A 21,260-nucleotide genomic window follows, 5' to 3' on the forward strand; every position below is an offset into this window, starting at 1 on the left:
GGTGGGTGGCCAGGAAGACATGATCGTGGATGTGGCGCTGGATCTGCTGGCGGCAAAGCAGAAAGCCTGAATCGATCTGAAGTAACCAATAGACCCGAAATCAATACAGGAAGACATCATGAGCAAGTATACGAACGACGGCACCAGCAAATTTGTCCAGACCGAAGATTGGAAGCTGCATTACAACGAAGCCGGTGAAGGCGAAGTGGTGCTGATGATCCACGGCTCCGGTGCCGGTGCCACGGGTTGGGCCAACTTCCATCGCAACGTTGATCCACTGGTTGAGGCGGGTTATCGCGTCATCCTGATGGACTGCCCGGGCTGGGGTAAATCGGACCCGATCGTGACCGGCGAACCCCGTTTCGATGTAAACGGCAGGGCGATCAAGCAACTGATGGATGCCCTGGACATAGACAAAGCGCACCTGATCGGTAATTCCATGGGCGGCGGCAGCGCGTTGGCGTTCGTCAAGGATTATCCGGAACGCGTCGGCAAGCTGATCCTGATGGGGGCCGGTGGCGTTGGCAAAACCAGTATCTTTACGCCGCTGCCAATGGAAGGTATCAAGCTGCTGTTCGGCGTTTACCAGAATCCGTCAATGGAAAGCCTCAAGCGAATGCTCGATGTGTTCGTCTACGACGCCAGCGGCCTGACTGATGAGCTGATTGAGCTGCGTTACGAAGCGATGATGGAAAACTCCCACCATCTGGATAACTTTCTCAAGAGCGTCGAACAGAGCAAGTTTAATATGGGGGACTACACCGACGACCTGCCGAATATCCCCAACAAGACCCTGATCGTCTGGGGCCGGGATGACCGCTTTGTCCCCATTGACTGGAGCCTGAAGCTGCTGAACATGATTCCGAATTCAACCCTGCATGTGTTCAGCCAGTGTGGCCACTGGGCGCAGTGGGAGCATGCGGATGAGTTCAACCGTTTGGTGATTGACTTTATCAAGCATTGATATACGAAACATTCTGGTTCCAGGAGAAGTATCGATGTTCCGATTCCCCGTGATACTGCCCGCAGGTCTTATGGTGCCTGCAGCGGCCTTCTACCTTGCGGCTGGTCAGGTCCATGCTACTGACAGCGCTTGTGCCCCCGGCGATGATTATCAGCCGATCTGTGACATTGCCCCACCGGAAGACCTGGAGCCAACACCGGACGGCCGGTTCATGTTCATGGGTATTACCCCGGGCATGGATGGGGCTCAGCAGCCACGACTTCAGATTATCGAGCGCGAGAGTTATGAGGCTCGTGACGTTGATCTCGCCTTTGATCCGGAAACAGGGTGGGGCGATGCCGACTGCAAGGCCCCAGAGGCCCCAATGGGAGCCCATGGAATTCATTTGAGTGAGCGGAAAGACGGGCGGCATCAGTTACTGGTCGTCAATCACAATGGCCGGGAGGCTATCGAGTTCATTGAGGTAGCCCCGGAAGATGATACCTGGAGCACAACCTGGCGTGGTTGCGTTGAGAATGAGGAATTGGGGCGTTTTAACGATGTAGCCGCCTTGCCAGATCCGGAAGAGGGGTTTGTGGCGACGGTCATGTTTGAAGCGGAAAGCATGCACAACCCGCCACCGCTGGACGAGCTGTTGAGTGGTCTCAATACGGGGTACCTGATGTCCTGGAGCCCGGATCAAGGGCTATCGAAGATCCCTGGCAGTGAAGCTCCGTTTCCGAACGGTATCCAGTTAACGGACGACGGCCGCTATGCCTGGTTCGCAGCCTGGACCGCCAGGGAGGTTCACAAATTCGACCTGGAGCAGAACCGCACACGCGCTGAGGTGCCGGTTGGCTTTATGCCAGACAACCTGAGCTGGGACAGCCAGGGCCGGATATTGGCAGCAGGCATTCGTAATGCGGATACGTTCGCCCATTGCATGATGAATCAGATTGCGGACTGTCCTTTTGGCGTCAAGGTTTCGGCAGTGGATGTTGAAAAAAATACCAGTCACACCATCTTTTCGGCGAAAGAGGGCGTCTTATCGGGTGCTTCGGTAGCTGTGGGAGTGGATGGCTATATCTACGTTGGGGCTTTTAATGGCGACCGGATGATACGTCTCAACAAGCTGGAACCGTAACGCTAATACTTGCTAACCCTAAGCAACAGTATGGAGTGAAACATTATGCAGGCAGTAAAACTTCTTAGTGGAATGCTGATCGCCCTCACCATCCCCTTTGCCGCAATGGCGGAAAGTTCCCGGCCCAACATCCTGCTGATCATGGCAGATGATTTGGGGTACTCGGACTTGGGCAGTTACGGTGGTGAAATCGAAACCCCGACGCTTGATGATCTCGCCAATGAAGGCGTAAAGATGTCCAGCTTCTATGTGGCCCCTACCTGCTCCCCCACCCGTGCCATGCTGATGTCAGGAACTGACAACCATCTGGTGGGGTTGGGCACTATGGCGGAAGTCCTGCCGTTCTCTCCTTCACTGCAGGATCGTCCTGGCTACGAAGGCCACATCAACAAGAAGGCCCATTCATTACCTTCGCTGTTAAGCGATGCCGGGTATGACACCTACATGGCGGGGAAGTGGCATTTGGGTAAAGCGCCCGAGCAAGACCCCCATAACTTCGGTTTTGATCAGGCTTTTACACTGCTTGATGGCGGTGCCAGCCACTACAAGCCTTTGGAAGATAGCGAGGTGCGCGTTGAAAATGTGACCTACCGGGAGAACGGCAAAGATGTTGAGGTTCCAGCGGATTTTTTCTCATCGGAGTTCTACACAGACAAGCTGATCAGTTATATCGATTCGGGGCGTGACAATGGCGAGCCATTCTTTGCCTGGCTGGCCTTTACGGCACCCCACTGGCCACTGCATGCGCCGGAAGAATACATCGAGAAATATCAGGGTCGTTATGACGAGGGCTATGACGCCATTCGTGAGGACCGCCTTAAACGAATCTGGCAGGGTAATCTGTTTGAAGGGGCGTTTACGGCAGCGGAACCGGCTGAGGTGCCTAATCCACGCTGGAGCGAGCTGAGCGACGAGGAGCGCGAACGTCAGGCGCGCAAAATGGAAGTCTACGCAGCCATGGTTGATCATATGGATATGAACATCCAGCGCCTGTTTGACTACCTCAAGGATACTGGCCAGTACAACAACACCCTGATTGTGTTTGTCTCTGACAACGGCGCGGCAGGCGAGGATCACGCCAGGGGATATTCTCCGGGTGATGAGAACACCGATAACTCGCTGGCCAATATTGGCAAGCAAGGTTCCAATGTTAACTATGGTTTCCGGTGGGCCGAGGTCAGCTCTACCCCCTTTAGCCTGGTCAAGGGAACGTCTGCAGAAGGCGGGATTTCGTCGCCGGCTATTATCCGGTTACCTGCCTCGATGCCGTCAGCGCAGAACGGCTCAGTGGTGCATGGTTACGGGCGCATAGATGATCTGCTACCCACATTCCTTGAAATCGCCGATATTGACGACCCCGGCACTGCCTATAAAGGAGAGGAAAAGTTTCCCATCACTGGCCAGTCGTTGTTACCGGTCTGGCGTGATGAGGCAGAGCCCCGGAACAAAGCCGTCGGTGGTGAGATGTTTGCCCAGCCTTATATCCGCATGGGCGACTGGAAGTTGCGGTCGGCCTACGCGCCGGACGGTAGTCCCGCAATGATGGAGCGCCCCTATGAATGGGAGCTTTTCAACCTGGCAGAGGACCGGGGTGAAACCACCGATTTGTCGGATGACTACCCGGAGCGGGTGGAGTCTATGATGGAGGAGTGGAAGCGGTACGTTGAACGGGTGGGTGTTGTGGAACCCGAATAAGGTTTAGCTTTGAAAGGCATCGGTGATCATGGTGATTGCCGATGCCTCGCAACATTAGAACCGGAACTGGCTTACCTGATCATTCAGTTGATTCGCCAAAGAGGCAAGCTCATCACTCGCCGTGGAAACCTGCTCTGTCGACGCTGATGATTGCTGGCCAATATCGCGAATACGAATAACGTTTTTGTTGATTTCCTCTGCTACAGACGTCTGTTGCTCGGCCGCCGTGGCAATCTGGCTATTGAACTGCCGGATATTCTCCACCGCCGATACCATCTCCTTGATCGTGCTTCCGGTGCGCTCCACTTGGTGCAGTGATTGTTCGCCCAACCGGGTTCCTTCCGCCATGGCATTGGCTGTCTCTTCAACACTGCTTATCAGTGTATTGATCAGGGTTTCAATCTCGGAGGCTGAATTCTGCGTGCGTTGGGCCAGGGAACGGACCTCATCGGCTACCACAGCAAAGCCTCTTCCCTGTTCCCCCGCTCTTGCAGCCTCTATAGCGGCATTTAAAGCCAGCAGATTGGTCTGCTCTGCCACGGATTTTATGACATCAAGCACGGTAACGATGTTCTGAGTATCCGCCTGGAGTGTTCGCAGGCGTGTCATGGAGCTGTCGAGTTTCTGGTTCAGGTTGGTAACGGATTCAACCGTAAGCTCTACCGCTTCATTGCCCCTGTCTGACTTCTCGTGCGCCAGGCTGGCCGCCTCAAAGGCAGAACCAGCACTGGTTGCCACTTCATTGACGGTCGCGACCATTTCGTTCATCGCGCTGGCAACCTGCTCAGTCTCACCGTTCTGGCGGCTTATCCCGTCTATGGTTTGATTTGTAATGCCAGAGAGGGTTTGGCTGGATGAATCGATGCTGTTTGCGCTGGTATCAATTCGCTGCACCAGTTCCCTGAGCTTCCTGGCCATATCCGCAAAGGTGGAGAGTAATGTGCCGAACTCATCCGTTCGATGTGAGTTGATTTCTACCGTCAGATCGCCGTCCGCGATGCGCCTCGAAAGCTCTATGGTTTCGCTGATAGGCCGCGTGATACTGCGTGTAAGGCCCCAGGAAACGACCACTGCGAGAATTATCAGCACGGCAAGAGCCACAAGTAGCAGGCGGAGACCCTGCTCGTATTGCAATTGCATTTGGTGTGACTGCTGTTGCTGAAGTTCAACGGCATTTTCCACGACGACTTTTGCTTCGGCCCTGAGCCTGTTTTCGATGGCATCCACAACCATGGCGCGGTCATTGACGCGGGGCCTGAAATCTTCCATGAGTACATTGTACTGGGTAACGCCCTCCAGGATTTGCTGAGCCAGTTCGATGTCAGGTTCGGTTGTCAGCATTTTTTTCAGCGTAGTTATGCTCGCTGCGGCCTCATTCGCAAGCCCGATGGCGGAGTCTGCAAAGGCTTCGTCCTTGCGAATCCGGAAGTTTTTCTCTTCCGCCCTCGCCGAGAGCAGGCTGGTTTCCGCCTCACTGGCCAGTGCAACCATGCGTGCGGATTGGTTGAGCTCCATGAGCGTGTGCACGCCAAAGGCTGCCATTACTGCCGCCAGAACCACCAGAAAGGTAAAACCGGTGGCGAGTTTTTTACCGACGCTGAGACTGGGGAAACGGAGTTTTCTTTTCATGGAATAACCCATTGTTATTGTTGGAAGCGAGGAGGTGAGAGCAGTCGTTCAAGAAGCGTGTTAAGGCAGGCAGCCCGCTCCCAGCGTTGGAAGCAGGCTTATATGTTCAGGCTGACACTGCCAATTTCAGTGCTTTCTTGAAGATTTCCAGTTCGGACTCACTCAGACCAGAGAACACTCTTTCCTGTTCTGCAAGCACGATGTCCCACAGCTCTTTGAGTTTGGCGTGGCCAGCGTCGGTTAACTGATGGTTCTCGAGGTCGCCTGTCAGCAGCCCTTTGCTTTCGAGGGTCTGCATGGCTTCCTTGATTTCACGAGCGGGCATGGCAACTGCTTTTTGCAGATCTGCCGGAGTTGCGTGGTCACTTGCGCTGTCGAGGACTAGTAGCAGGCGGGACTCAGAATTTCTCAACCCGACCTTGAGATGTTGAGAAACGAAATTGGCGTGGGAGGAATTAACAGCCTGAATCATCAAATAAAACAGGTTGTTGCCAAGTGGGCTGCTGAGCATGCACCTTTCCGCATCTTTTTGGTCGCTCTCAGCGGGCTTCTGAAAGCGTGGGTGCGGAATGACCATCGAGTACCCGCCCTGGTGGTACACGAGAGGGGGCCTGCCCTCATCAACAAAGTTAACAACCTTGCCGATGATGATCCAATGGTCACCGCCCTCTACAAACTCCCACGGTTCGCACTCGAAATAACCTGACACGCCGTCAAAGACGGGTGCGTTTCCAAGTCCTGGCTTGTAGTCGATATCGGCGTACTTATCGTCACCCGATTTAGCGAAATTATTGGAAAGGTGTGCCTGATCGGAAGCCAGAATATTAACCGTGAAATGGCTTGCAGTGCGGAACACATCGATTGCCTTGGACCCCTTGTCGATACTCCAGAGAATCAGCGGTGGGTCCATGGATACCGAGTTAAAACTGTTAGCGGTTACGCCCGCTTTTATGCCATCCGGAGATTCAGCGGTGATGATGGTAATGCCGGTGGCAAAATTGCCGAGTGCTCGTCTGAAGGCGCGCGTGTCGAAATCCGCGGTAGTGGTTGTCATGGGGCCTCTCTATCAATATTTACCAGACGTTGGCACTGGCGAAGGTGGCCTTCGTCTGCAAGGTATTTGCGTTCAATAACGATGCTAAACAGGATGTGATGGAGTTACATCCGGGATAAATTGAAAAGGCTTTTAGATTGTGTTCAGAAAGGGGCTATGGCGTGATTGGTGCAATGTCCCTGCAGCCAGACAGGGGAATATTCCCGTGCAGCAAGGAGAGAAAATGAAACTCGCTCATTATTCATTGCATGGCAAGCTGTCTGTTGGTGTGGTTTCAAATGACCGGATTGTGGACATTCCCGACAACCTGCCCCATATGCCGGTAGCCATCAAAGACATCCTTGCCGGTGGAGAATCCTACCTGAAAGAAATCCGTCAGCTGATCGACTGGGTTACGGGCGGGGGTACGGACAGGGACGCGAGAGGAGCGTTGTTGTCAGAGGTTTCCCTCAGGGCCCCCATACCCGATCCGCAGAAGTACCTCGCTATTGGTATGAACTATCAGGATCATGCGGAAGAGGCGAATGCCAAGGGCATTCCCACACCCGAGACCCAGTTGTGGTTCAACAAACAGGTGTCCTGTATCACCGGCCCGTTTGACCCGATTGTCTATCCCCGGGTATCCAGCAAGCTTGATTATGAGGCGGAGCTGGGTGTTGTTATCGGTAAACGGTGTCGTTACGTGACCGAAGATGATGCCCGTAGCGTGGTAGCGGGGTATTTTGTGGCGAACGATGTGTCCGCAAGGGACTGGCAGGCCGCAAGCCCGACGTTCACGCTTGGCAAGTCATTCGATACCCACGGCCCGATTGGCCCCTGGATTGTTACCGATGACGAGATCGATGATCCCCACAACCTGAACATGCGCCTGCTGGTAAATGGAGACGTGCGCCAACAGACCAATACCTCAAAAATGATCTACAACATCTGGCAGCAGATCAGTCATCTTTCCCAGGTGATGACTCTGGAGCCGGGCGACCTTATTGCCACCGGGACCTGCGCCAATGTGGGCATGGCGACGGGGAATCTGTTGCAGCCGGGGGATGTTGTGCGGGTGGAGATTGATGGGGTAGGGCATATTGAGAACACGGTTGTGCCTGAGTAAATACACCCTGGTTGATGTGAATACTTGGAAAAGGTGAGCTCCAATTCGGTGAATTACACAACGGAGACTCAAAACACTACGTGTCCGAACCGAGCTTCTCCAGCCTATAGGCAAGCTGTGCCCGGGTCAGCCCAAGAAGGCGGGCTGCCTGAGACACGTTGCCATCGGCTTTATACATGGCGGTACAGATCAGCCTTTTTTCAAAATCATCGAACGCGAAGCCTTCGTTGAGCATTGCCTCGCACGCTGGATCCGGTTTACTGAAATTGTGGTTTTGTGATTTTTGCAGGTGGCCGCCCTGGGTTATTTCTGAATCCTGATCTTCCGGTTTTTCCAGCGCTGGGCAGAGCGCTTCGATATCAATTAGCTGGTTGTTCTCGGTCAAAATGACGCCCCTTTCCAGCATGTTTTCCAGTTCGCGAATGTTTCCCGGCCAACGGTATCCCATGAGTGCCTGGCGAGCTTTGTCGGAAATGCCGGGTATCTTCTTCTGGTACTCAACCTGGAACTTCTGCAGAAAATGCTCAACCAAAAGTGGTATGTCATCCCGCCGCTCCCGCAGTGCCGGGATGTGGACCGGGTAAACATTGAGACGATAGAACAGGTCGGCTCGGAACTTGCCCTTGGCGACCGCGTCTTCCAAATCCTCGTTGGTGGCAACAACCAGACGCACGTCGATTTTTCGGGTTTCTATGCCTCCCACCCGCTCAAGCTCGCCTTCTTGCAGAACTCTAAGGAGGGTCGCTTGGGCTCTGGGTGATAACTCGACAACTTCGTCCAGAAAAAGCGTGCCGCCGTTGGCGCGCTCGAATTTTCCTGGGCGGCTTGTGTGGGCACCGGTGAATGCACCTTTCTCTACGCCGAAGAGTTCAGATTCAATCAAGTCTGGTGGTATACAGGCGCAGTTCAGTGCAACAAACGGGTTCTGCGCCCGCTGCGAATTGAGGTGTAAACTGCGAGCAAAGATTTCTTTGCCAACGCCTGTTTCTCCCTGCAAAAGTACAGATACATTATTGCTAGCCGCTTTTTGGAGCAACCTCCAGGCTTGCTGAAAACTGTGGGAATGGCCGACAGAGTTTACGGCGAGTTGTTGTTGATCGTACTGATCGTGTTGGCTAGCCTGGAGTTCGCTCAATTGGCTTTGCAGTGAGAGCAGCTCTTCAGCCAATGCATCCGGTTTCAGAATGCGGTTGAGCTCTTCCGGGTCGTCCCACTCATTCGCAGGGCGGCCGACAATGCGGCAATTTTTATCACCTTTCGCTTGGCATTCGACTTCCCGGAACAACACTTTCTGTCCCATGTAGTAGGTGGTAAAGCCGCTGGCGTAGCCGGTGAGAAACCAGCATGTTGCGTTTTCGGTCAGGCCCCCGTTGGCCAGTTGAAGGTCTGCCTCAAAGGAACCATCCCACAGAAATTCGCCGTAAAAGCTGCCTTCGTCCAGATCAAAATCCATCCGTACCGGCGAGACGTTGACCATGCCTTTAATCATGGCTAGCTGGGGGCCGGCGGCAAAAGCTTTGGCGGTACTCAAATCCGGGCGGAGTTTGCGGGCAAGTTCGGCATCGCGCCACCCGGAGTGGAATCCCAATCGCATCAACAGGCCCCGGGTGCGTTGCTCGCCGATGGTCGCAATCAATTCGTCCCGTAAGGTCCTGAACACGCTGCTGTGCACCAGTAACATTCGCTGCTCATGCATCCAGACCTTGCCTTGCTTGGTGTCGAAACGGATCTGGCTGACCAGATCCTGGCTGGTTGGAAATTTGGGGTCCTGCGACATTGGCATAGTGAGGAGTCCTGTTTTTGTAGTTATGGTGAGCCAGCCATCGGGTAACTCAGATAGACAATAGCAGGAATCGTGCCCGGAGACGGGCGGGCTGTCAGAAGGTGCCTGGTAAGGTGTTTGGTGGTCGCAGGTATGGGAAAGTATTCAGCATATCCGCAAGCGGTTCATGAAATGATGAAGTCCGCGCGCGAAAAAGCCCGGCGCCAAGGTGGCACCGGGAAAAGGACGCGTCGCCCTTATTGAGAGGCTACGATGCAACGGCCTCCTGATCAGCAAACGCCTTGCCGAGAATGAAACCGGCATAATCGTTATCTGCTGCCTCGTCGCAGACCCGTTTGTAAGCCGCGCCGCCGCCCAGGTAAACCATAAAGGAGCGGGGCTTGCCCGGAATGTTGGAGCCGGTGTACCAGGTGTTGGTCTTGGGTAACAAAGTAGAATTTGCGATGCCTTCCACCACGCCATGCCACTGGTCTTCCCGGGCTTTCTCGGGCTCGATGGTGGCTATTCCGTTAGCTTCCATGTGCCGGATGGTGTCAGCAATCCACTCAACATGCTGCTCAATACCCAGCGGCATGTTGAACAGCACAGAAGGGCTTTGTGGCCCGGTGATCATGAAAAAGTTCGGGAATCCGTTAGACATCAATCCCAGGTTGGTCCGGGGGCGTTCGCTCCAGTAGTCCTTTAGACGGACACCGTGACGGCCGGTCAGGTTCAGGTTGAACAATGGGCCGGTGAAGGCATCAAAGCCGGTGGAGTAAATCAGGCAATCGAATTCGTGACTGTCGCCACTGGTCAGCTCCAGGCCACCCTCAGTGACCCGGCTGATCGGATTAGGCTTGATATCCACCAGAGACACGTTGTCCCGGTTGTAGGTTTCAAAGTAGTTGGTCTCGCAGGGCTGGCGCTTGGTTCCGTAGAGGTAGTCCGGGCACAGCAGTTCCGCGGTTTTCGGGTCGTTGACGCGCTGCCGGATTTTGTTACGGACAAATTCGGCCACGATGGCGTTGGCTTTTTCGTCAAACAGTACATCGCCGTAGCTGCCCAGCCAGAGCGCAAAGCCTCCGTCGTTCCAGCAATCTTCCAGGTGCTTTTGCACGTCCTCAGGGCTGTCCTTGAAGATGGATTCGCGCATGTTCGGAAATGGCACGCCGGCTAATGATGCACGTGCCTCTGTGCGGAACTCGCCATAGCGGCCCTTGATGGCGCGGGCCTCTGCTTCCTCCATCTGGCCGTTTTGCAGCGGTGTGGCGTAATTGGGTGTGCGCTGAAACACGGTAAGGTGTTTCGCTTGCTCGGCAATCAGGGGGATGGCTTGAATGGCAGAGGCGCCCGTGCCGACAATGCCTACGGTCTTACCGGTGAAATCAACACCTTCATGGGGCCAGTTGGACGTGGCGTAAACGTTGCCTTTGAACGAGCCCTTGCCCGGATAGCTGGGAATGGCGGCGGTAGACAGGGTGCCAACGCCGGAAATGTAATACTTGCAGATGACTGTGTGGCCACGGTTCGTCTTGATGGTCCAGCGGTTGATGCGTTCGTCGAAATCGGACGAGACAACGCGGGTTTCAAAGGTAATGTCGTCGCGTAGGTCCAGTTTATCGGCGACAAACCGCAGGTAATCGAGGATCTCGGCCTGGCCAGCGTATTTTTCGGACCAGCTCCATTCCTGCTGGATTTCCTCGGAGAAGGAAAATGAGTAGTGATAGCTGGAGATATCGCAGCGGGCGCCGGGGTAACGGTTCCAGTACCAGGTGCCTCCCACGCCATCGGCGGCTTCAAATACCTCCGCTTTCATGCCCAGTTTGTCCCGCAGGGTATGGAGCATGTACAGCCCGGAAAAGCCGGCGCCTACAACTACGGCATCGGTGTGAATCGTGGTGTTGGTTTGTGCAGTCATGATATCAACCTCTTGTTTTTGTTTGCTCGTACAGCAATGGCCGGGGTGGCCGGTTAAGCCCGTTCAGATCGGCATGGCGAACTGGAACCAGAAGGAATGGCCCTGGGAGCCGTTTTCTACTTCCGTCTCGTGCAAGTACTTGAAGACCACCGCTGTTCTTGGGCCCAGTCCATAAAACACTTGCGGACCAACGCCTATTTTCTGGAGCCGGTTGCCATCGCCCACGGTCTGGCCATTCTGTTTGTCATCAGAGAACTGTTTGGTGTAGTGCCCCGCTAAGCCAAACTGCCATTGCGGTGCGGAAGCCGGCCGGTAACCGGCAAAGTAGTCCACGTTGAAGACATCACCGGACTCATAATTGGTGTCGTCATTTTCAAAATTGAACGTGAAGGTGGGTGACAGCGACAGCTCCCATTGCTGGCTTGGGAACCAGGTCATGTTGAATTCCTGCATGTATGACGAGGTGTTGCTGGTGGTGTTGATCAGGTTGTTCCGGTCGTAATCCCCGAGCGGAATAAAACCGCTGAAGCCGGTTGAGAAGTGCAGCGTTTCGGAGGCTGACCAGTTCACGTACAGCGGCGTGACGTAGATCTGGTTCAGACCGGTCTCGGAGTCATCAGCGACGCCCACATCCAGAGAATTACGGCCACCAGACAGGATGGCGCCGCTGGTAAAGGTGATGCCTTCGCCGGCCAGGTAGTCCCAAGTGCGGTTCAGGCGGAAGGCCTGGGCAAAGACGTCCAGCTCAAACTTGCCTGGCGTAGTATTGCCATTGGTGTCTTTGAACTTGTCTGCGGAGTAGAACACCGTGTAGCCGTAAAACTGGGTTTCGCCGGGTGCCGGCATCATGGCCGGCAGAACGGTGTTGACGCCGTTTGGCCAGTTTGTGACACCGTTTTCCACAGCGTGAGCTGTGGCCACCATCCCGGTACATGCGGTGACCAGTGCCAGTGTTCGGAGTTGGGCTTGAGTCGTTTTGGTCATAATTTATTCCTTCCCGTTTGTTGTATTTGTTGTATTTGTTGTGTTGGTTGGGTGGGTCAGGCCACCGAAGTGGTGTTGGTGACCGCCTTGCGCATGTGCTCGACCACGAAGCCGCGGGCAGTCTCGCTGGCGGGCAGAGCGTTCAATATGGTGAAAAAGCCATGTATCTGGCCGTCGAACTGGCGAAAATGGACAGGTACGCCAGCAGCTTGAAGGCGTTTGGCATAGGCGGCCCCTTCGTCACTGAGCACATCGTGTTCAGCGGTGATAACAACGGCTGGGGGCAGGTGGTCGAGGTTGTCGGCCAGCAATGGCGAGGCATCCGGGTCCTGGCGTTGATCGGCGTTTGGCACATAGCAATCCCAGAACCAGGCCATATCCTGCTGGCCCAGCAGACCCTGGTTCTCAGGTGCTTGATAGCCTGGAGTACTCAGATCCGGTTGGGTGACCGGGTAGATGAGAACCTGTTGTGCAATCTCGGGCCCGCCGGCGTCCCTGGCCTTGCGGGCACAGACAGCGGCCAGATTTCCGCCAGCGCTGTCACCAGCAACAATGATCGGAAGATCATCGTACTCACTTTGCTTGCCGACGATCCGTTGGCGGTTCGATGCAACCCACTGCAAGGCTGCCCAGGCATCGTCAGTCGCAGCCGGAAAGGGGTATTCCGGGGCCAGTCGATAATCCACCAGCACTACGGCGCAATTGCTCTCGGTTGCGATGAACCGGCCCAGCGTGTCGTAATCGTCAAGAGCACCGACCACCCAGCCGCCGCCGTGCAGGTAAACGATGATGCCTTCCGGATTCTCGGTGGGTACCAGGGTGCGCAGGGTTAGGGTGGTTGCGCCAGACGGAATGCCAAGGTCTTCGCAACCGTAAACGTCGGGGCCTTCGCCGATGATCTCTCTGAGGCCGGCGAAAAACTCGCGGGCGGCGGGGGCAGTCAGGGTATGAAATGCCGGTGCACCCTGGTCGGCGAGTTGCTGAAGAAATTCTGAGCTTGATTGGTCCAGAGCCATGATCTGTCCTCTTGCTTGTTGTTGTAACAAGAGGCAGAGCAACCGGTGTGCCAGCGAGTAAAATCCCGACAAAATATTTTAAAGTAATTATTTATCAATAAGATATGTGGTGTCTCTCTGGTGCCTCAGCAATCGGTGATAACGGTGCTGTGGGCCCGGTTTCCTGAAATCCGCAAGCCGGTTTCAGGAAATAAGTGATCGTAGCGAGAACTGGAATGGATGATTAATTCACGTTTGTTGCGCAATTATGACAGTCGTTGCGCATACGGGATAACGCCTATTACAAGCCTCTCGTCAGAATGAAGTTGACCACACACTGGTGGTAGAACAACAAACTGACAGAGGGCATAGCATGCACAAAAACAACATATTGCTTCGTCGGTTGGGTCTGGCCCTGGGGCTGGTGGCAGCGTCTTCGCTGGCTTCCGCCAATCCGGCTGACAAACCCAACTTCATGTTGATTATTGCCGATGACCTCGGATACTCCGACATCGGCTCTTTCGGGGGGGAAATTGAAACCCCGAGTCTGGACGCCCTGGCCAATGAAGGCGTCCGGATGACCAACTTCCATACGGCACCAACCTGCTCCCCAACCCGTTCCATGCTGTTTTCCGGTACCGATAACCACCGCGCAGGCATGGGTAATATGGCCGAACTGTTAACCCCGGAACAAAAAGGGCAGCCGGGGTATGAAGGCTACCTGAACGATCTGGTGGTCACGCTGCCTGAAGTGCTTCGGGATAACGGTTATCACACCTCTACCACCGGTAAATGGCACCTTGGCCGTACCGAGGAACTGAGCCCCGCCGCGCGCGGATTTGATGAATCCTGGGTGTTGGTACAGGGCGGTGCCAGCCATTTTGATGATGGCCGTGCCATTATTGGCGTCGATCCCAAGGCCATTTATCTGGACAACGGCAAGAAGGTAGAGGTACCAAAGGGTTTCTTCTCTTCGGATTTCTATGCCGATAAAGCCATCGAATACGTTGAATCTGCCGGCGATAAACCGTTTTTTCACGTGCTTTCCTTTACCGCTCCCCATTGGCCGATTCAGGCCCCGGACTCTTACATTAAAAAGTATGAGGGTCGCTATAACGAAGGCTATGAAGCCATTCGCCAGCAGCGCCTGGGCAAAATGAAGGAAATGGGACTGGTCGGCCATAAGCTGGCGGCTAATGTACCGTTTGATCAGTTGCCCTCCTGGGATGAATTGACAGACGAACAACGCAAAATTGAAGCCCGCAAGATGGAAATCTATGCCGCCATGGTGGATAACATGGATGAGAACATCGGCCGGGTCATGGCGCATCTGGAAAAAGCCGGCAAGCTCGACAATACCGTGGTCATGTTCATGTCCGATAACGGCGCCGACGGCAACAGCCCGGAAGTGCTGCCCCGCAACAAGCAATGGATTGCCGCTGAGTACGACAACAGCTTCGACAACATGGGTCGCCCGGATTCCTACATCTGGTATGGCCCACAGTGGGGGCAGGTGAGCGCAACGCCTTGGCCGATGTGGAAAGGTTATCCCGCCCAGGGTGGTCTGCTGGTGCCGGCGATTCTCAGCCTGCCGGGTGGTGACGACAAAGGTGAGATCAATCATGAGTTCTTCCATGTGATGGACATCATGCCCACTTTCCTGGAACTAGCGGGTATTGATGTGCCCAAGAGCCCTTATAAAGGCCGTGAGGTCTTCGAAGTGCAGGGCGTTTCCATGCTGCCAGGTTTGAACGGTAACTCACCTGAGAACCGTGTGGTGGGCTGGGAACTCTTTGGCCGATCCGCCGTGCGCATGGGTGACTGGAAAATCCGTCTGCTTGATGCACCTTATGGTCCTGGCGAATGGCAGCTGTTCAACCTGGCACAAGACCCTACCGAAACCACGGACCTTGCCAGTAAAGAACCTGAAAAGCTGAAGCAGCTGTTGGCTGAGTGGGACAAGTATGTAAGCCGGAATGGCGTCATCAAAGCCGATCCTGCCGACATGCGGAAAGTGGGTTACAGCTTCACCACCTGCCTGTATGGCAAGTGTGTTGAGTAATCTGGCCCTAGGTTTGAGAACAGGAGATACGCCATGCAATTAAAACAGACACTCCTGGCTGCTGCGGTTTCCGCAGCAGCCGCCAGCCCGGCCCTCGCGGTTGAACTGGAGAAACCGGATTTTTACGGGTACCTCAGTGCCGGTGCGCTGAAAGTGGAAGGGAAAGATGCCGAAGCGGAAGCTTTTGAGATCGAGCTTGGGCTTCAGGGCAAGGCAACCATCGATAAAGGCCTGAACCTGCACTATGCGGTCGAAATCGACTTGGCAGGAGCGGCTAATAGCGCTGACGATCCCGCAGTCGGGCGCGATGGTGAGGCGGATATACACGTGAAGGAAGCCAAGTTCTGGCTGCCAACGAAGTACGGGCTGTTTGTGGTCGCCCCTCGTGGCACCAGCGGCCAGTGGGGTGACATCTATGGGCATATCAATCACTACGAGTTCAACGAATCGCATGATGTACTCAATGCGGATGGTATTTTTGCCCAGCCAGACAGAACATCCGGCACCTTCGCCTATCACACACCCTGGTTTCTGAAAACCAAGTTGGTGGCAGCCGCGATCACTCTGAATGGCAGCAACGATGAGAACGCTGATGGTCGTTCGGTGCGGCTGGTGCACAAAAATGGCAACCTGGCCATGGCCATCGGTACCACCTTGCTGATGCAAAATCAGTTGCCGGCATTTACCACCGATGACTACCTGATCACGGCTGCCGGAGCCAGTTATCGGCTGGGTGGATTAACCCTGGGTGCAACCTGGGAGAATAACAAGGATGCTCCTTACCCCCTCGCTCCCGAGGGCAAGGCGGATTTCGATTCCTACGGTGTCTCCGCCCAGTACATCACCGAAGGTGGTGCTGGCATAGCGGTAGGCTACAAGGAAAAGAACCACGACTATGACGCAGCTGACAACTCAGTCTATACCCTGAAACTTGAACAGAGCCTTACACCTAAAGTGAAAGTATGGGCAGAGACCGGGCTCTATGATGAACCCGTTGTTATGAGAGGTGCGCTGGTTACTGATACCAACTACGCCATGGGCTTCAACGTAAGCTTCTGAATATGAAAGCGTCTTGCCCGGTCAGGTTCGGTGTTACGCCGAATCCAGCCGGGCTTTTTTGTTGACCACCACGGGCGAGGTGCGACACTGCCGAAGCGTTTCCGACGGCAGCTCGCCAAAGGCTTCCTGATATTGGTGGGTAAAGTGACTCAGATGATTAAAACCGAACGAGAAGGCGGCATCGCCGATGCTGAGGTCAGGGTTGCTGCTGAGCAGCTCCCGAACGCCTTTGAGCTTATGGCAGAGAATGAATTTGGCAGGCGTTGTGTTGAGGTAAGTGCGGAATCCGGACTCCACGGATCGTCGGCTGGCGCCGGTAACCCGCAGAAGATCACACACCGACATGGGCTGGTGAATATGAGCCCGTATCCACTCCGTTGCCAGGCGAATCCGACCGGGAAGTATTGACGGGTTTTCCTGTCTCTCCCGGTGCAACTGGTTGGCGAACTGCGACAATAGCAGTCCCTCCCACTGGGACTGAACAGAGGGCGCAATCTGTCCCTCACAGATCTCATGTTGTTGAGCGAGACAGGTAATGCCATTCCTCAGTAACAAGGCGTCTTGATGGTCGCCGGGTATGATGGCATTGGTCTGGCGCAGAAAATCGAGATCCGGAACGCCCAGGGTGTCCAGCAGTTTCTGGCGCGCCAGGCTCATGACCACTGCCCGGGTTCCTTTTTCCCAGATCAGGTCTGCCTGCTTTCCCGGTGCGGTCAGTACCAGGCTGTTAACCGGCACATTGGTATCCAGGGATTTGCAGTAGATGTTACCGGACAGCACCAGAACGGCGTGGAAGGTTTTTTGGGTTTCGGACTGAATGTGCACCTTTTCAGACCACATGGCACCGAACAGCGAGCTGCTGCCCAAGGGCTGCAGGGTAAGCAGGTTTTCTGCCCGGCCGCTGGAGGACAGCGGGGCAACTTCACGATCTTCAATGTGGGCATTGATAAACGCCTTTGCCTCCTCGAAATCGGGAGAGCGCACACCCACATTGTAGCGGAAAGGAACCAGTTTCTCGTTCATGGTGGAGTCATTATTGTTGTCGGTTCAGCCGTAATAGCCACGGGCCTGTTTATCATAAATAAAGCAATTCGCAGGCCACCCGCCTGAAGTTGGGCCGGGCTTTGCAATGACCGTGTTCCGGGATTATTGCCGGGATAATCCGGGAAGCAGGGTTTATGATCTGGTGAAATGACTAAAAAAATAACACGGAATTGAACGATATGATTAAACCGCTACGGAGACTGTTTGCCATCTGGCTTCTGGCGCTGGCGAGTGGGAACCTTCTGGCCAATCCGTCTGGTTGCGTGGAGTGTCATGCCGGGGAGGTGGCAGAGTGGTCCGGGTCTCAGCACGCCGTTGCCATGTCGGAAGCGACGGCCGAGTCGGTGGCGGGTGATTTTTCGGGTGCCCGTTATGAGGATTCAGACCTCAGGGTTCAATTCCAGCAAGAGGGTAGTCAGTTTCAAATCCACACTCATGAAGGCGATAAAAAGCGTGAGTGGACGGTTCGCTATACCTTCGGGGTGTATCCGCTCCAGCAGTATCTGATTGATATTGGCGAAGGACGCCTTCAGGCCTTCAACATTGCCTGGGACACCCGGGATAAGGCTGACGGTGGCCAGCGCTGGTTCCGACTGGATGAGCCCGGTGGCAATCGCCCGGGTGATGCCATGCACTGGACCGGTATCTACCAGAACTGGAACAACCAATGCGCAGATTGCCATTCCACCGGGCTGGCACGCAACTATGACCCGGTCGAAGATCAATACCACACCGATTTTAAACACGTTGCGGTGAGTTGCACCGCCTGCCATGACTCGGCGGGCGAACATGCCGAGGCCCGTCGAAATGGGCAAAGCCTGACGGCGGGTGTGGAGCTGGCGGCAGTGGGTGCCTGGCTGGTGAGTGAAGGCAAACAGCCGCCACGACGACAGGGGCCAGAATCCAACTCGGCGCAAGTGTCTACTTGTGGCAAGTGCCACTCCCTGCGCACCAGCCTGACCGACTCAAACCATGGCCAGATGCATGACCAGTTCAGCCTGAGCCGGCTGGATCAGCCCCTGTATTTCTCCGATGGCCGGGTGCGTGAAGAAGTGTTTGTGTTGGGCTCGTTTGAACAGAGCCGCCTGTTCCAGGCGGGCGTGGTCTGCACCGACTGCCACAACCCTCACACCGGCAAGCTGAAAATTGAGGGCAATGGCGTTTGCGCCCAGTGCCACAATGCCGGTGATTACGATACGCCGGATCATCACCATCATCCCCTCAACAGCGAAGGCGCGCAGTGTGTGAATTGCCACATGCCGGAAGCCACCTTTATGAAAATTGATGATCGCCGGGAGCACAGTTTCATGGTGCCCCGGCCCGATGTGTCGAGAGAATCCGGCAGCCCGGATGTTTGCCTGGCGTGCCATACCGATGAGGATCGCGCCTGGTCGATTGCAACGGTGGAAAACTGGTACCCGGATTTGTACGAGTCGGATACCTGGCACCATGTGCAACAGCAAAACCTGCCAGAGATTCTGGCTTACCTTGAAAATGAGCGTGAGCCGGCCATTCGCCGAGCGACCTTGCTGGAGCAGCATGGGGAAGTGCTTGCCGCTAGGCAAACAAACCTGCTGGCGCGCCTGTCACAGGACAGCAATGCCCTGATCCGCGAAAGTGCCATGCGTGTGTTGAGGCACGGAGACATGGATAGGGTTCGGAGTCTTGCGGAAAACGGTCTGGCGGATGACTCGCTGGCGGTGAGGCTGGCGGCGTTTGAATCCATGGTGTGGTCGGGCACGATGCCGGACCCTGAGCGCTGGGCCAAGGTGCAGCAGGAATACGAGCACTACGTTGATACGCAGTCAGATCTGCCCGCGGGCAGTGTGCTGAAAGCGCGTTACCTGTTGGCAGGGGATTATGTCTACAAAGCGGAGCAACAGCTCAAGCGCGCCCTGTCCAAAGACCCCGGATACGTGCCTGCCACCATCGTGCTGACCGATATCCTCCGTTCCGGCGACCGGAACCTTGAAGCCGTTCGGGCCATTGACCAGACCCTGGGGCACAGCCCTGATGAGCCGCAACTGATTCACCTGCGGGGACTGATCCGCATCCGCCTGCAAGATTACCCGGCGGCGCTGGCGGATCTGGAGCAAGCCCATACATTGGCGCCCGGTCAGTGGCTCTTCGGTTATCGCTACGCGGTTGCGTTGTTCCAACTGGACCAGAAAGAAAAGGCCCGGCAAGTGACGCAAACCATGCTGCAACGGTACCCCGATAACGCTCAGTTGCGGGCACTGATGAATCACCTGTGAGGCTGGCGACAGGATTGCCGGGGTGGCTATCGCTTCAGATCCACCCCAACCACTTCCACCACAGGTAATCCAGCGGAAACAGAATCACGATGGTGAGTGCTGCCAGAATCAGGCACAGCCGTGCCGCATGTCGCATCGGAATGCCTGCCAGGGGCATGGCCATCATCAGCGGCACCGACTGGTAGGTGAAAATAATGGTTGAGAAACCCAGCACCTGAGTCATCAATACGGCTTCGAGACTGAAGCCGGTCATCTGGCTCATGGGCTCTGCCAGCGGCGTCAGCGTTGCCGGAATGCCAGCCAGGGTGGTGAATACACCGGTCGCCGTTGCCGCCAGAGCCAGCGTTATAAAATTGCCAAAGTCCCTGCCTGGCTCCAACGGTAGCCAGGCGAGCACTTGATCTCCTATCACACCGCTGATGTTCTGATGGTTAATCAGGCCAGCTATGCCCAGCAGGCCGGCCACCACCAGGATCGCGCTGATGTTCACTTTCTGGTTAAAGCTCTGGGTGGAGACCATACCAATGCCCGGCATCAGTAGCAGGGTCGCGGCGGCCAGGCCGACCCAGGCGGCTGAAATCTGATGCAGTGCGTCCGTGAGCCAGAAGCCCAGAGTGACCAGCATAATCGCCAGCAGACGGGACTCCCGAAAGTCGAAAGGTCGGTGGGTACTGAGCTGCGCAACAGGTCTGGGCCTGTCCGGGTATAACCACACCAGTACAATCACCAGCAAGATGGCCTTCAGAAGTCCAAGCAAGGGAAAATGCAGCAGCAGATACTCCCCGAACAGCGGGCTCCAGCCATGAATCTTCTCGGCTGAGCCAATCATGATCATGTTGGGGATGTTGGCGGGCAGAATGGCGAAGGTGGGCAGGTGGCTGCCGAAGGCCGCCGCCAGGCCGACGGCCCTGTGGCCGTTGCTGCCAGGCTCAAAACCGCAGTTCTGGGCGATGGCCAGTGCAATTGGAATAAACAGGACAATACGGCCCACGGAGGAGGGCATTACAAAGCCCAACAGAATCCCGAAAATCACAATGCCGGCAATCAGCTTGGTGTAGCTGGCGTCCATGTGGCGGGTGAACAGGTCTGAAATTCGTTGGGCCAGGCCGGTTTCAGAAATGGCGATACCAATCACCAGACCAGACACAATCAGCCAGCAAGCCGTTGACGTCAGGCCCGAGAACACCACGTCGGCCGGCGCCAGTGATAGCAGCATCGCCAATGTAAGCACCAGCAAGGCGGTGACAAACTCCGGCAGGGCTCCGGTGGCAAACAGCACAAGCCCGGCCATGACGAGCAGGGCCGAGAGCATTTGAGGCCCTTCAAACCATCCCGCAACGGGGCCTAGAAGCAGGGCTGCTGACAGCGCCGGAATCAGGATCAGGGCAAGCCATTGAGACCGGGTAATCGGGAGACTGCGCATCACCGGGGCATGTCCTTCTTGCGGTTAACGGACATCATGGTTCTTTTTCGGGAACAACCAGAACGCGAACCACTTGGTCATACGCGGCATCAGCACGTAACTCATCAACAGCATCACCACGATGGTAACCGCCATGGTTCTCAGCAACAGCGGAATTTGCGCGAGAATATCGCCGAACAGCACAAACA

15 protein-coding genes are annotated in these 21,260 nt (G+C 55.4%); 7 read left to right on the forward strand and 8 right to left on the reverse strand.

The features are described from left to right. Positions 1-118 precede the first annotated feature (118 nt). Genes WD429_RS11405 through WD429_RS11415 form a run of 3 tightly spaced genes read left to right on the forward strand, consistent with a single transcriptional unit; the run spans position 119 to position 3,782 of the window. Positions 119-964 (forward strand): alpha/beta fold hydrolase, encoded by an 846-nt coding sequence (locus tag WD429_RS11405; RefSeq protein WP_368422296.1) that lies wholly within the window; start codon positions 119-121, stop codon positions 962-964. A gap of 34 nt (positions 965-998) precedes the next feature. Next, positions 999-2,087, forward strand: a complete 1,089-nt coding sequence (locus WD429_RS11410; RefSeq protein WP_368422297.1) for an SMP-30/gluconolactonase/LRE family protein — start codon at positions 999-1,001, stop codon at positions 2,085-2,087. A gap of 45 nt (positions 2,088-2,132) precedes the next feature. Next, the gene (locus WD429_RS11415; RefSeq protein WP_368422298.1) at positions 2,133-3,782 is read left to right on the forward strand and encodes an arylsulfatase; all 1,650 of its coding nucleotides are present in this window, start codon (positions 2,133-2,135) and stop codon (positions 3,780-3,782) included. Between the two features lie 54 nt (positions 3,783-3,836). Here WD429_RS11415 and WD429_RS11420 read toward each other — a convergent pair whose 3' ends face one another. Together WD429_RS11420 and WD429_RS11425 are read right to left on the reverse strand one after the other, a co-directional pair. Next, entirely contained in the window at positions 3,837-5,411 is a 1,575-nt protein-coding gene (locus tag WD429_RS11420) for a methyl-accepting chemotaxis protein (protein ID WP_368422299.1), read from the reverse strand. Positions 5,412-5,517: 106 nt separating this feature from the next. After that, positions 5,518-6,465, reverse strand: a complete 948-nt coding sequence (locus WD429_RS11425) for a p-hydroxyphenylacetate 3-hydroxylase reductase component (protein ID WP_368422300.1) — start codon at positions 6,463-6,465, stop codon at positions 5,518-5,520. A gap of 223 nt (positions 6,466-6,688) precedes the next feature. Here WD429_RS11425 and WD429_RS11430 point away from each other — a divergent pair, with 223 nt between their 5' ends. Beyond that, positions 6,689-7,570, forward strand: coding sequence for a fumarylacetoacetate hydrolase family protein (locus tag WD429_RS11430; protein ID WP_368422301.1), 882 nt, complete (start codon positions 6,689-6,691; stop codon positions 7,568-7,570). Positions 7,571-7,646: 76 nt separating this feature from the next. Here the strand turns inward: WD429_RS11430 and WD429_RS11435 are convergent, their stop codons facing one another. The 4 genes from WD429_RS11435 to WD429_RS11450 all read right to left on the reverse strand — a co-directional run bounded on the left by WD429_RS11435 (position 7,647) and on the right by WD429_RS11450 (position 13,250). After that, positions 7,647-9,353, reverse strand: a complete 1,707-nt coding sequence (locus tag WD429_RS11435; protein ID WP_368422302.1) for a sigma 54-interacting transcriptional regulator — start codon at positions 9,351-9,353, stop codon at positions 7,647-7,649. 247 nt (positions 9,354-9,600) lie between these two features. Then, the gene (locus WD429_RS11440) at positions 9,601-11,250 is read right to left on the reverse strand and encodes a flavin-containing monooxygenase (RefSeq protein ID WP_368422303.1); all 1,650 of its coding nucleotides are present in this window, start codon (positions 11,248-11,250) and stop codon (positions 9,601-9,603) included. A gap of 63 nt (positions 11,251-11,313) precedes the next feature. Then, positions 11,314-12,234 (reverse strand): transporter, encoded by a 921-nt coding sequence (locus WD429_RS11445; RefSeq protein ID WP_368422304.1) that lies wholly within the window; start codon positions 12,232-12,234, stop codon positions 11,314-11,316. Between the two features lie 56 nt (positions 12,235-12,290). Further along, positions 12,291-13,250 carry an alpha/beta hydrolase gene (locus tag WD429_RS11450; protein ID WP_368422305.1) on the reverse strand — a complete coding sequence of 320 codons (960 nt, stop codon included), beginning with the start codon at positions 13,248-13,250 and terminating at the stop codon, positions 12,291-12,293. Positions 13,251-13,602: 352 nt separating this feature from the next. Here WD429_RS11450 and WD429_RS11455 point away from each other — a divergent pair, with 352 nt between their 5' ends. Next, complete coding sequence (locus tag WD429_RS11455; RefSeq protein WP_368422306.1) at positions 13,603-15,291, forward strand: arylsulfatase; 1,689 nt, start codon at positions 13,603-13,605, stop codon at positions 15,289-15,291. A gap of 33 nt (positions 15,292-15,324) precedes the next feature. Beyond that, on the forward strand, positions 15,325-16,350 hold the full coding sequence (locus tag WD429_RS11460) for a porin (protein WP_368422307.1): 1,026 nt from the start codon (positions 15,325-15,327) through the stop codon (positions 16,348-16,350). A 33-nt stretch (positions 16,351-16,383) separates the two neighbouring features. Here WD429_RS11460 and WD429_RS11465 read toward each other — a convergent pair whose 3' ends face one another. Then, positions 16,384-17,373, reverse strand: a complete 990-nt coding sequence (locus WD429_RS11465; protein WP_368422308.1) for a helix-turn-helix domain-containing protein — start codon at positions 17,371-17,373, stop codon at positions 16,384-16,386. A gap of 200 nt (positions 17,374-17,573) precedes the next feature. Between WD429_RS11465 and WD429_RS11470 the strand changes: the two genes are divergently transcribed. After that, positions 17,574-19,649 carry a tetratricopeptide repeat protein gene (locus WD429_RS11470; RefSeq protein WP_368422309.1) on the forward strand — a complete coding sequence of 692 codons (2,076 nt, stop codon included), beginning with the start codon at positions 17,574-17,576 and terminating at the stop codon, positions 19,647-19,649. A gap of 34 nt (positions 19,650-19,683) precedes the next feature. On the opposite strand, the gene WD429_RS11475 is transcribed toward WD429_RS11470, so the two are convergent. Next, the gene (locus WD429_RS11475; protein ID WP_368422310.1) at positions 19,684-21,072 is read right to left on the reverse strand and encodes an SLC13 family permease; all 1,389 of its coding nucleotides are present in this window, start codon (positions 21,070-21,072) and stop codon (positions 19,684-19,686) included. Between the last annotated feature and the right edge of the window lie 188 nt (positions 21,073-21,260).

This window comes from Marinobacter sp. (genome assembly GCF_040904845.1).
Classification (GTDB): domain Bacteria; phylum Pseudomonadota; class Gammaproteobacteria; order Pseudomonadales; family Oleiphilaceae; genus Marinobacter.